Here is a 12,105-nt window from a genome sequence, read left to right on the forward strand (position 1 = left end):
GATGGACTTTTTCGTTCAACACTAGAAAATACATTTGCACGTCGGGTAAGCCAGCCGGGACCAAGCGTGACGGGTATACCATAGCTGCTCTGCCGTGGCGCGACGCCCATCAGCCTGCGCCAAACACGGCCATGACTTCGAAGGCAATATCATAGCCTGTTAAGTAAGCGGCCTCCACGCGGCCATGGTGCAGCCAATCGCCACAAATTGCGAGACGCAAGCTGGCATCCAGCGCGGGGGTTATATCCTGCGAGGCAGGGCAATTCGCATAACGCCAGCGATGCAAGTCCACATGCACAGCCTGGAGAGGTTGGTTAACAAACCTCTCAAGTTCCTCGCGCATGGCTTGAATGACTTGGTCAGAAGGATCTTCCATGTGGTTTTCCGCCCAGACATTACTGGAAAGTGCGACGAGGCTAGGTAAACCTTGATGTCCAGGCCGGGACTGACTGACCGAAAGCCAGCTTAGTACACCGCAACGGACCAGAGCCGCGTCGAAGCTAAGATCAATGGGCGCATTGAGCCCCAGCATCAATGCGTAGCAGCCTAGCATCGCGGCCGTGCTGGCGCGGGCCCACAAAGGAGACGCGTCCGGCAAAAGCGCTGCCGCCTGAGCTGCGGGTAGTGCCAGAATCACAAAGTCAAAAGGCCCAAAAATTTCGCCTTCTTCGCTTTCAAGAAGCCAGCATGTGGAGTCTTGGCGTAAAGAGGTAATGAGGGTGGAATAGCGTATATCAAGGCCCTCCGCCCAGTGCGCGGCCAGCGCGCTCATTCGCTCCAAGGCCACGAAATGCGCATGTTCATCCCCCCACATACGCCGCGCCACAACCTCCCCATCCTCAATTTCGGCAAAGCGGCATCGCCAGGGCTCCACAACGCCAGCGGCACGCAAACTGGCAACTTCCGCAACAAAGCGGGGATCGCGGGCGGTGAAAAATTGTGCGCCGAAATCAAATATGTATCCAGCACGGCGCCGGTTGGCCAAGCGGCCGCCGGGGCCACGCGACTTGTCAAAAAGGGTGATGCGCTGGGTTGCGGCTAATTGGCGGGCGGCGGTAAGGCCCGCCACGCCCGCACCGATTATGGCGACACTATGCTGTTTCATAGCGACTAAATGCGCCGCCGCCATAGCGGGCGTAGATGCAAAAACAGCCGGTATCCCTTTTCAGCCAGCCAAAGCACTGGCGGCAAGCTCAGTAACCGCGCCGCCCAGGCAAAGCGCGGCAGGCTAGCCCAGAGCTCTACAAAGGCCGCGGCGCCGCTGACCAGCGTGCCATCCGCGCGACGCGCATGCAGCCGGGCCAGCGCGGCGGCGCGGGAAAGGTCGGGCGCGGGCTGACCCTGCATGCTGGCGACATCCTGCCAAAACACCTCATCCGCCCCAGGCTGGTTACGGTAGAATGCGATCTCGCGAGCGCATACGGGGCAGGCGCCGTCGAAATAAATCACTTTTTGGATCATGGGGTGGGTCCATCTTTTGGTAGGAGGCGCACGATGAGATCCGGTATATGCGCCTTGAACGCGAAAAAGCCTCGCCGCGCCAGGGGCCAGCAGGCTTCATCCCAGGCGCGGCGATGACGGATGAGGGGGATGCCGACCGCCGCCAAATTTGCTTCCACACATGCCAAATAGTCGGCGGTCCATCCAACTGGTGCCCAGGGAGTGATCACCGCTGTCAGCCCCTGCTCATCAACCCAGGCTGCGATTTCAGGCTCCCGAAGCGTACAGGCAGGCAGGTTGAAGCGGCGTTCCGCCGCGGCCAGCGCGTCCGCCAGGGCTTGGTGTGCCCATGCGCTGGCTGCGCGGCTTGCCCCCTGTGGAGAGCGTCGATGTGGGGCGGCAACGCCAGCGACAGCCACAGGCTGAAGCCCGCCAAGCGCAAGGTTGTGCACCCCCAGATCATCCTCATGCAACAGCAGCCCAACGCGCCCGGCGGGAAGCGGCGGCACGGGAGGTAAGCCAGCCACGGCGGCGGGAGATGCTTCCATGAGCGGCAATGGTGCCTCGTTCAATAGGCCATAAGGTGCGAAACGCCCGTTCGTGCAGCGGTCGATATTTTCCGCTCGGGCGACATAATGCTTGCCCGGCGTCTGAATACCCGCCACCCAGCGCCAGGATAGGAGGTTGGAAGCCACGTCGGCGTCCAGCAAATGATGTAGAAACAGATCTGCTCCCAGCACCCAGGGCAATCCCAGCGTGAAGCACCAAATGCTCGCGAACCACATGCGGGTATGGTTATGCAGCAAGCCGGTTTGGGAAAGTTCGTGCATCCAGGTGTCAAAACAAGCGACGCCGCTCTCCCCCCGTGTGGCGCGGGCGACGCGTTCCATCAGCGCGGGATCCCGTCTGCAGGCATCCAGCCGAGCATTGTAATCTCGCCAGAGACTAGGGCGCAGTTCAAGCCAGCCTTTCCAATAGCTGCGCCAGAATACCTCCTGAATGAATTTCTCCGCCGCCGCTGGGCTGTGCCGCGTAAGGACGGCCAAAATGATCTCCTCCTCGGTCACGAGCCGGTGCCGCACATAAGGTGAAAGCCCGGAGACCGCGGCAGGCTGATCCGGCCCGGGATCAATATTCCGACCGAGCGCATAAGCGCGGCCCGCGCGAGGGGCGAATACGTCCAATCGGGCCAGCCCAGCGACGCGCGTGGGGGACGGGGGCTCAGCCATCACGGCGCAGATAAGTAATGTTCGAACCATCCTTGCCCGTGAAGGCCAAGGAAAGCCATTGGCGATGGTATCCATACCAAAGTTGCAGCGCGAAATCGCCGGAAACTCGATAATGCCGCGCAAGCAAGATGTCTCCGTTAGCCACCCGCACCTTGTCAGCGCCAAGCCGCTTCACGCTTGGATGCAGCAGCCGTCCATTCTGCAGGTTGATCCAGGGGCCGTTCAACTCCACCTGGTTCCAATGCGTGGCAGGCAGAGCGTTCGCTGGCGCAACATAGGTCTGCACTTTTGAGCCTTGGACAATCAGCCCCTGCGGGTGCCGGTCCGCTCGCATATCGTCAGCTTCGCCGTCATTATTGGTGGTGGTCGCCACATGAAAAACCTGCCCATCCCGCCATTTCTCAATGCCGTCGAGCCGGTAGTGAGAAATCGCGATTGGTCCGAATAACACGTTGACGCGAACAGCGATATCGACCGACAGCGTGCCATTACTCACGCTGAAATGGAGTTCGTGTGTTCCAATCCTCCTTTGTTTGCGCCAAATGTCAAACAACAGAGCCCCTGACCGCTGGACCGGCAAGGCGCGAGCCGGCGCGGCACATCCTAGCCAACCAGCCGTGCCAAGCGCAAAGGCGCGGCGACTGATGAAGGAGGTTTGCAGAAACATGCCACTTTTACGGTCCCAAGTCGGCCGAGGATCAGTCCATGGGAGAACTTTCTGATCCTCTCTCATGTTCGCCGTTTCAAGCTGCAGGGATAAAAATACTTTGTTTCCTTTTGTAAGCTTTTTCGGTACGGCCGCCCCTGGGAAGGGCAGGAGGCACGATCATGAAACGACGGTTGATCATTCTCTGATACGCGGGTTGGTTACCGCCGGACCTGTGATGCGTCGCGGAGCTTCCTCGGTCTAAGGCCCAGCGTCGGATAAGATCCGGCTGATAGAGTCTACGAGGGTTCCCCTGGCCGTGATCGTGCCTCCGGCCTTGCCCAGCTTTGGATATATAGTTGCGGTGGCGAGCTCCTTTCTTGGCGAGATGTTCGGGGTCAATACGAAGGTGTCAGGCTGTTGCCGGTTGCACTTGATTGGCGATTGCCCAAACAACCCCTGTCAGCTCGCGCGCGATCGGGGTGGTTATCACCGTGGTCAACTTTCCGGAACGGGCAAACTTGCGGTACCGCCGGCACAGTCGTTCCTGCGCTTTCCATGCAATATCGCGGACCGGCTTGGTGAGCTTCTCCTGCCGGATCAACTGTGCACGGCCGATCCGGGACGGGAACCGGTAACTCCAGGCGGCCTCGATCAGCATGCGCCGTGCCGCCTCGTTGCCAGCCTTGGTGATACCGCCCTGGCGACGTTTGGCGCCGCTGGAGTTTTCAAACGGGACCAAGCCAAGAAATACCATGAGCTGAGTTGGTTTGGTGAAGCGGGTGATATCGCCAAGTTCGGCAACCAGTGTTGCCGCCGCCACCATTGCCACGCCGCGCAATGCCTGAAGTGCCTGCACGACAGGTGCGAGAGACCACCCCGGCAGCGCCGCCTCGATATGCGCCTCCAGACGATCCAGCCGGGCACTCGCCGCATCCACCGCTTCGATACAATCCTCAAGAACGATATAATGCACCGGCTGCTCAAACTTCAGCCCGGCCAGCCAACGCCGGTGTAGATGCGTCCATGCCTTCTGGCCATAGTGGCAGCCCTGACGCAGGAGGAACCTCGATAGTTGCTGGCGTGCCTTACGCAACGTGCGCACCGCCGCCAGACGGGCTCGAACCAGATCACGAATTGCCTCGTGCGCCTGGTCAGGCACCCACACCGCGGTCAACTCACCGGCCCGGTGCAGCTTGGCCAAATCGTTTGCGTCCCGGCGGTCAGTCTTAATCCGGTCGCCAGGCTTTTTCGGAATCAAAGATGGTGCCACAACAATGCATTCGTGCCCCGCCGCAGCGATCTGCCGTTGGATACCATAGCCGCAAGGTCCCGCCTCATAGCAAAACCGTAATTCGTGACCGCTCCTGGCCAACTTGGAAATCAGCTTCTTCAACGCGGCCAGCGTGTTCGCGATCGTTCCGTAATCACGCACCTCCTTCCGCAGGCCCGACTCAGCAACCGCAACGGCTATCGTATTGTTGTGCACATCAAGGACAATGTAAGTGATAAACGTCGCCATGACTCGTCTCCTATGCATGAGGTTCGGCGCAGGCCAATCCAGCGCAACCCTCGAAATCCTGCATATTGTGAGACGGGTCACCGCCCTATCTCAGGCGAACATCTGGTCTAAACTATGTATAAGCACTCCATGATCGTGGAAAGACCTAGCTTATATCTGACCAAACCACGGATCAGCGGTTCTGGATGAATGGCAGGAACGAACTCCTCAACAGAAGGCGGAAGCAGACCAACCTCATTGGTCTTTCACCAACGAAATGCATTGCTCATCAGAAAATAGACTCAGGACAAACCAGAGTTTCCGACACAAAATTACTAGTTACCTGACGGTTCCCTAATTCAACGGCGCCCGCAGATTCATCATGGTGTTTCACGCCGCCTCAGCCTCCACCGCTTCAGGCTTTATCGTGTAATCCCACGCCCTCTGTATCTCCAACCTTCTGAAAAACATCCCGATTTCAGGTCTAAATGGACGTAGATGCTACCCTAACATTCGTAAAAATCACGTTAACCATTCGGGGGAAACGTAAACTGAATTTTAAAAGTTTCCCGATAACTTTGAAGTGTATCTCATATGTAGGTTGCAAAATGCCGCCGATGGAAATTTGGAGTATTTTGCGTGCCACAAACCATCGTGACGTCATTGGTCGTGTCCGGGACGTTAACTTCGCCAGTCATCGGCTGGGGTGGTACGTTGTCGGTCTCTGGAGGAGCGGAATTGAACTCTGCATCGCTCCTAGAAGATGCAGAGCATGCAAGCGATCCAATTATTGATGTCGGCTCATTAGGAAGCATTTCAAACACCACAATCCGAGCCGGAGATGGTGTATTTGTAACTGCAAGTGGTACCGCATCGAATTCATTCGTCCAATATGCAGGCGTATTAGATCTTCAAGACGGTGGAACAGCCACAAACTCTTTAATTGAAGCAGGCGGTGCTGAACTAGTTGCCAGCGGTGGAGTATCTAACAATACGACGATTATAGGTGGCGTTGGACAGGGAACAACGATCAATGTCTTGCCATTTTCACAAGGTATGCAGGTTATTACTGCAGGCGGCATTGCGGAAAACACCTATATTGGAAATGGTGGGATCGCTGATGTGTACTCAGGTGGAGTTGAAACAAATGCTACATTATCGACGTCAGGTACCTCTATTATCCATTCGGGCGGCATCGGAAATGATCTAAATGTACAGGCCGGCGGTGAGCTAATTATTGAAAACGGGGGAACTTTAAATGGTGCTTCAGTTGCGGCCAGTGGAACTCTTCTAGCTTTACCAGGCTCAACAATAAACAGTATCACTGGCCAAGGAAGCATTATCACAGAAGGTGTTGTAAGAGTCCAATATCGAGACGGTTATGCTCCTGTCATCGTTTCTTATGGCTCAACGCTCAATTCTGGGGTGCTGAATGGCAAACTCATCGACTATGCATTGTATGGTGGAACAGTTGATAAGCTATCCGTTTCTGGGGGCTCAACATTAATAGGTTATAGTGGTAGCACTTTAAATTCAGACTATATCCAAAATACGGGTACAGAAATTACCTCTGGCGGATACTCATCAAACCTCATAGTCAACGCTGGCCTCTCTGAGATCACAGAGAATGGAATAAATTCGACAACTACCATTCAAAATGGTGGCCGCGAGGTAGTGATGGCGACCGGAACCGCGACAGGATCGATAATTCTATCTAATGGCTCAGAGCAAGTAGAAGCTGGCGGCGTAGCTGTTGGAAGCACGATTGGGCTTGGTGGCATTCAAAATATCGAATCTGGAGGATATGCGTCTGGAACAGTTATAAAAGCCGGAGGCATTGAAATTGTATCGAATGGAGGAACACTAGCTAACCCAACAGTACAACAAGGTGGAATACTAATAGATCTAAACAGTAAATCTTCTGGTTCTCCGAATACAATACTTCCCCACAATGAAATTATTGATATAAATAAAACTACCGGAAATTACGATGAGATATCAGGTTCTAGCAACATAACTATCGCATCAGGACACTACGGCGTAGTTTCGGGATCCCTAACAAACTCAGCGAATGTCACTGTTGATAGTGGTGGAACACTCGATGTTACTGCAGGGTCTACGCTTGCATCTGTTGAGTTGAACGGTGGTCTTATCCATTTTGAACAGGGAGCTAGTATTGGGAGTGTAACCATTGAAGTTGGTTCACCCGGAACATTTACTAACGACTCAACAACTGACATATCTTCGATACTAAATGAGGAGCTGCGTTCGGTTCCAACAGGAACTTCAATAACAGTTATTTTTAATCCAGGAGACTATGCTGCCAGCAGCACGGTTTATTTGGGAAGTGATACAAGCGTAATCGGGAATTCCGCCACGTTCGGTGCGTTATCCGGATTTAGCGGGAATGCTTTATTTGAGAACTACGATAATCAATGGACCGGTGCAACCCACATCATTAATAATATTGACGGTAGCCAAACTGTTGTTGATCAGGGTATTGGAGGAGGAGAACTATCAAACCTCATAACAACAACCAACAATGCTTCTTCTACTCCATCGACAACTGTACAACCAGAACTGCCGCTTCTCTCGACGAATTACGCGTCTGCTGATTCATCAACGCCCGTTGTAGACACAAATATTTCAATTCGAGGGATGACCTTAGTTGAAACTGGAGATATGAAGTCCGGTCGGCAGGCGATGATTGGGACAAATTACGGATCCGTCGGTAGAGGAGTTTGGTTTACTGGCGCAACCAATCTTGCAATTAATAATAACATTATGATTGGTGGTGTATCGGGAATGTCTCTAGTTAACGACTCCAATGGGGTTGTAGCGCAGAACATCATCCTAGGCTCAACAATACCCGTTGATATGTGGAGCGGTGCTTCTAACTTCTTAGTTGAGAATAACCAGATTTGGGAGTATTCATCATCCAATCCCTCTGGATCGACGGGAGCTATACAACTAAATGCAAGCACCAATGCGTTCCCTTCGAATCCGGGTGTAAACAACTCGGGTACAACCATAAACGATGCTATAATTGGAAATAATATTACGGGTATCGGGCAAAATACAGCTGCTATGGCGGTTGACCCTTTGTACTCTTATGGCGCCACGAGTGAGACAAATATTACTGAGCAAGGTAATATAAGCAATTCGCTTGGGAACTCGACGGGGGGCTATTATACCGCTAATGTCCAAAGCGCCACAATTACTGATAATCTGTATGTTGGCGATACTGGAAAAATACAGAATTTAACCTCGGCTTATGGTACTACTCCGACAACGCTTACGACGAGTAACGGAAATATCTCCGGAAATTTGATTTTAACGGGCGTAAATGCGTCCTCGAACTTAATCGGAAATGAGGGTATAGACCCCACTACAGTTGATAACGCGGTGATTGGTTCAAACTCTGCGTCGTCTGACGCTATTTCATCCTGGGGCTTCACGGGTACAAATACTGAATCTGGGAATGTTGTTTCTGGACGTAGCGGAACCTCAACCACGAGTGTTCAGCCCAATATAAATATCTCCACACCATCTTACTTGATCGATTCTTCGGGTACTATCGAGATTTCCGGATCGAACGCACCGATTATTTCTGACGCAAATAGTCAATTTATCTATCTAACAATATCATCGGTATTTGGAACTATCACCTCGGGATCGTCTTTTGCAAACGAATATAGCACAGTCGTAGGAGGTGAATCGGAATTTATCATTGATGGAAGCATTAAAAATGTCAATGAGGAACTCTCGAGCCTAACATACGTATCAAGCCTGTACGGTACAGACGACGCACTTAAGATCAGTCTCGAAGATTCGTATAGTCAAACGCTTACAAAATACATTCCTATTCTGAATACTGTATCTACAGGATCTGCAGAAACAGCAATAACAATTGCAAGCGGATTTACTGATAATATTTCTGATGGAAATAATCTCAGTGGTGAGATGGTTGTTACGTCTGGACAGAACAATATCGTCAATATGGGCAGCACTGTAAGCTCGGTTTTCACGAAAGAGGGAAATTCTACCCTTAATGCGGGAACTGGATCCGAGTATATTTCAATGGGCTCTGGACGAACATTAGTGAATTTGGGGGCCCACGAGGATATCACTATTGTTGGGGGAACGGGACAGGAAACCATTAATGGTACATCCACAGACAGTTCGGATTCTTCTTTAATAGAAACTGGATACTCGAACGCGTATGTCACCGCTGGTGGCGGAGCAAGTACTGTCGTTGCGGGTTATGGTAATGTAACGTTCATTGGTGGATCAGGTCCAACCCTACTTACGACATTGCCAAATGAGAGTGGCACTCTTCAAGCAGATATGGGAGCTGGCAACTCAACCATTTATGCGCTCTCTGGAATCGCGAATATCCACACACAAGCGAATACTAATAATAACATAATGCTTGGAAGTGGACAGGATAGCATTTTTTCCGGGGGGGCCGACAGCATTGCAGGCGGCTCAGGCAGTCTTTATGTGCAAGCCAGCAGTGGGAATATCAGCCTAACAGCTGGCACCGGCTCTTCAACTATCTTAGCCGGCACGGGAACACTCAACTATACCGGAAATAGCGGTACTACATATTTGGTTGGCGCTAGCACCCCAGGTGGTATGTTCACTGCTCACCTTGGTAGCGGCAACTCTACCATTTTAGGCGGCGCAGATGACGGCGTGATCGAAACGCAGCTCAATACAAGCAATGTTATTACGACCGGTACCGGGAATGACACCATCATATCAGCAGGATCGGATAGCGTCACGGGCGGCTCAGGCAGTCTGTATGTGCAGGCCGACACTGCTAATACCAGCGTGGCAGCTGGCTCTGGTTCGTCAACTTTACTCGGTGGACTAGGGGAACTGATTTATCAGGGAGGTTCTGGAAATTCTTATATTACAATGTCTCCGAAGAGCCGAGGTGAATTAGTAGCAAATTTAGGAACTGGAAATTCAACAATCAACACCAATACGAGTGATGCCATTATTGATACGGCTGCAAATTCATATAATGTAATTTCGGCGGGGTCTGGTATTAATACTATTGTTTCTGGCGGGCATGATCTAATCAATGCTAGTTCTGGCACGGTTCTTATAAAAGCCACAGGTAACGCACAAGATACAGTTGTTGCCGGAACGGGAAGCATCGTAGCCGAAAATCTAAGCCAGAATGGTAATTTATACGTAGATTTCAGCGGAAATAACGTTGTAACTGTTAACAATAAAGATACAATTACGGTATTTGACGGAAATTATACAGTTACCAGTCCTACGATCGCTTATTCAAACGAATCTGGGAACGGAATTGAAGTGATTTCCCTAGTGTCTTATTCGGCAAGCAAAACTTTATATAATACTTCATTTATTCAAAATCATTCTGGTGTATTATCTTATTCAGTATCTAGTGGATCTGGAAGCGTTTATGCTTCTGGTGGACAGAATTCCATTTTAGTTGGTGGCAATTCTGTCAATCGGAGCATTATTTCATCCGGAAATGACACGATTACTTTTAATGTTGTTTCTGGTGAAGAATCTGTAAGTTCTGTCGGAAATGCAACAACTAGTGTACTGATTGCCTCATCTGATAACGTTTCAGTAGCAGCATCTGACTCTTCGTCAATCCAAGTTCGATTCCTCAAAGGTTCCGGCGGAACACTTAATTTTATTAATCATTCAAATCAAGTGGCTACTATTTTTTCGAGTACATATATAGCGGGCAATCAATCTGTACAATTTGTACCCGGTGCAGTAACTGCCTTTGGTGGTTCAACTGGATTGTTCGCTGTTGGGGGAGATTCTGGATATAATTCCATTAACGGGGGCACAGGTAGCTCTACCATTGTTGGATCTGGATATGGCGATACTCTGATGGCATCTGGGCAACAAAATTATCTATTTGGTGGACAGGGAGCCGAGACACTTCTTGGTTCCGGTGGAATGAATGTTTTTGTTGTCGGAGTTCAAGAGCCAGTTGTTGGGGCGGTAACGGCAGTTAGCAGCTTGGTTTCAACTGGAGGGAGTGGAAAACAAGTCTTCTTTCTGGGAAATATGGAAGATGTTACGTTAACTGGCTCTACAGTCACAGGAGCATCGAATGACTATATCGTTCAGAGTTCATTCACTACGTTGGGCGGGCAAGCTGAAGTAGTCAAAGGTGGGTCCTTTTTAATCAGTGATTTTGGCGGTAATTCAACGATCAGCTTAAATACTCCAGGTACAGTTGGCACTTCGGTACAAGCAGTTTCTTCCTTATTAGGCGGAGGCGGGACACAGATACTGTTAACAGACGGTACTTTGATCAGCCTAACGGGTGTCGGAACCACTCATGTGAGTGTTAACGATATGAGTGGTACTATAACTTATGCTTAAGCATATTGTGACCACCTTGCTCGGTAGCCCCAGATTTTGTGAGCGAAGCCTATTTACAGAACTGGGTAGCCCATAGTGTCCTACTCGAGAAGTTTGTATGATTATGCTGTGTGTTAAGGGATAATTTTTCTGGGCGCGGCTGCGGTCACTATTGAGTTGAACGACCTCATTTCGGCGCATGCGTTGCCGGGGACCATTCTACTCCGACACTTCTCACTGGAAAACAATATAATGAGTGGGAGATGTTTTGGGTTCCCGTCCCCTTGCCGAGGCCATCTTCCCCCAGATCCGTATTCTAACCTGAATCGCTCATTTTGCATGCCATTCCACGAATTTCGCCAGCTACAAGGACCGCAAGGCCGTCGCCGCTACAGTCAAAGCGATCTACACAACGGTGGACGCTGGTGAGGCCGCGCCGCCTTGGCCACATTCAAGGAAAGCGGTCTGACCCGGCGATAACCCAGCAATCGCACGAACTGGCGTCGGGCCTAGACTGCGGTCATTCCGTTCTTCGACTATCCGCCGTGCCGAGCGGATCCGCGGCTGCGTCCTATAGTGATTCCCATTAACAACGTTACGCGCTAAACTCTGTCATCTTTAATGGGTGTCGGCGGATGAGCTACAGCGTTGATTTGCGTAAGCGTGTTGTTGATTACGTGCGCCAGGGTGGAGGGTGCACCGAGGCTGCGCGGATTTTTGACGTCAGCCGCATGACCATCCACCGCTGGCTTTGCAGAGAAGATTTGACGCCGAGACCTGCCAAGGAGCGCCGGCGTAAGCTCGATAAAGCGGCTCTGGCGGCGCATGTTCTCGAACATCCCGAGGCCCTTCTGAGGGAGCGGGCCGAGGCGTTTGGGGTGAGCATCAACGCGATCTGGGTGGCCCTGAAGAAATTGAAG

General features: G+C 51.6%; 7 protein-coding genes. 2 read left to right on the plus strand and 5 right to left on the minus strand.

Translation table 11 applies throughout. The features are described 5' to 3' along the window. Positions 1-109 precede the first annotated feature (109 nt). The 5 genes from BUB54_RS16610 to BUB54_RS16630 all read right to left on the minus strand — a co-directional run bounded on the left by BUB54_RS16610 (position 110) and on the right by BUB54_RS16630 (position 4,855). Positions 110-1,105, minus strand: coding sequence for an NAD(P)/FAD-dependent oxidoreductase (locus BUB54_RS16610; RefSeq protein WP_073211950.1), 996 nt, complete (start codon positions 1,103-1,105; stop codon positions 110-112). Between the two features lie 5 nt (positions 1,106-1,110). Further along, positions 1,111-1,461 carry a thiol-disulfide oxidoreductase DCC family protein gene (locus BUB54_RS16615; RefSeq protein WP_048877082.1) on the minus strand — a complete coding sequence of 117 codons (351 nt, stop codon included), beginning with the start codon at positions 1,459-1,461 and terminating at the stop codon, positions 1,111-1,113. Continuing rightward, the gene (locus BUB54_RS16620) at positions 1,458-2,669 is read right to left on the minus strand and encodes an FAD-binding domain-containing protein (RefSeq protein WP_082075535.1); all 1,212 of its coding nucleotides are present in this window, start codon (positions 2,667-2,669) and stop codon (positions 1,458-1,460) included. Before BUB54_RS16620 ends, BUB54_RS16615 begins: the two co-directional genes overlap by 4 nt. Beyond that, positions 2,662-3,402: a DUF6134 family protein gene (locus tag BUB54_RS16625; RefSeq protein ID WP_342351567.1), complete on the minus strand. Its 741-nt coding sequence runs from the start codon at positions 3,400-3,402 to the stop codon at positions 2,662-2,664. The genes BUB54_RS16620 and BUB54_RS16625 overlap by 8 nt, the downstream gene beginning before the upstream one ends. A gap of 325 nt (positions 3,403-3,727) precedes the next feature. Further along, entirely contained in the window at positions 3,728-4,855 is a 1,128-nt protein-coding gene (locus BUB54_RS16630) for an IS110 family RNA-guided transposase (protein WP_408735457.1), read from the minus strand. Positions 4,856-5,455: 600 nt separating this feature from the next. Between BUB54_RS16630 and BUB54_RS20045 the strand changes: the two genes are divergently transcribed. Together BUB54_RS20045 and BUB54_RS16645 are read left to right on the plus strand one after the other, a co-directional pair. Beyond that, positions 5,456-11,206, plus strand: coding sequence for a beta strand repeat-containing protein (locus BUB54_RS20045; protein WP_139284966.1), 5,751 nt, complete (start codon positions 5,456-5,458; stop codon positions 11,204-11,206). Positions 11,207-11,820: 614 nt separating this feature from the next. After that, positions 11,821-12,105 (plus strand): IS630 transposase-related protein (locus BUB54_RS16645; RefSeq protein ID WP_073211949.1); only part of this gene is annotated, 285 nt, incomplete at its 3' end.

Source organism: Acidocella aminolytica 101 = DSM 11237 (assembly GCF_900129125.1).
In the GTDB taxonomy this organism is placed as follows: domain Bacteria; phylum Pseudomonadota; class Alphaproteobacteria; order Acetobacterales; family Acetobacteraceae; genus Acidocella; species Acidocella aminolytica.

Bases quoted from the DNA above. Each gene is read 5' to 3' on its own strand.
- BUB54_RS16610 (WP_073211950.1), bottom strand. From the start codon at position 1,105: ATGAAACAGCATAGTGTCGCCATAATCGGTGCGGGCGTGGCGGGCCTT.
- BUB54_RS16630 (WP_408735457.1), bottom strand. From the start codon at position 4,855: ATGCATAGGAGACGAGTCATGGCGACGTTTATCACTTACATTGTCCTT.
- BUB54_RS16625 (WP_342351567.1), bottom strand. From the start codon at position 3,402: ATGAGAGAGGATCAGAAAGTTCTCCCATGGACTGATCCTCGGCCGACT.
- BUB54_RS16615 (WP_048877082.1), bottom strand. From the start codon at position 1,461: ATGATCCAAAAAGTGATTTATTTCGACGGCGCCTGCCCCGTATGCGCT.
- BUB54_RS16620 (WP_082075535.1), bottom strand. From the start codon at position 2,669: ATGGCTGAGCCCCCGTCCCCCACGCGCGTCGCTGGGCTGGCCCGATTG.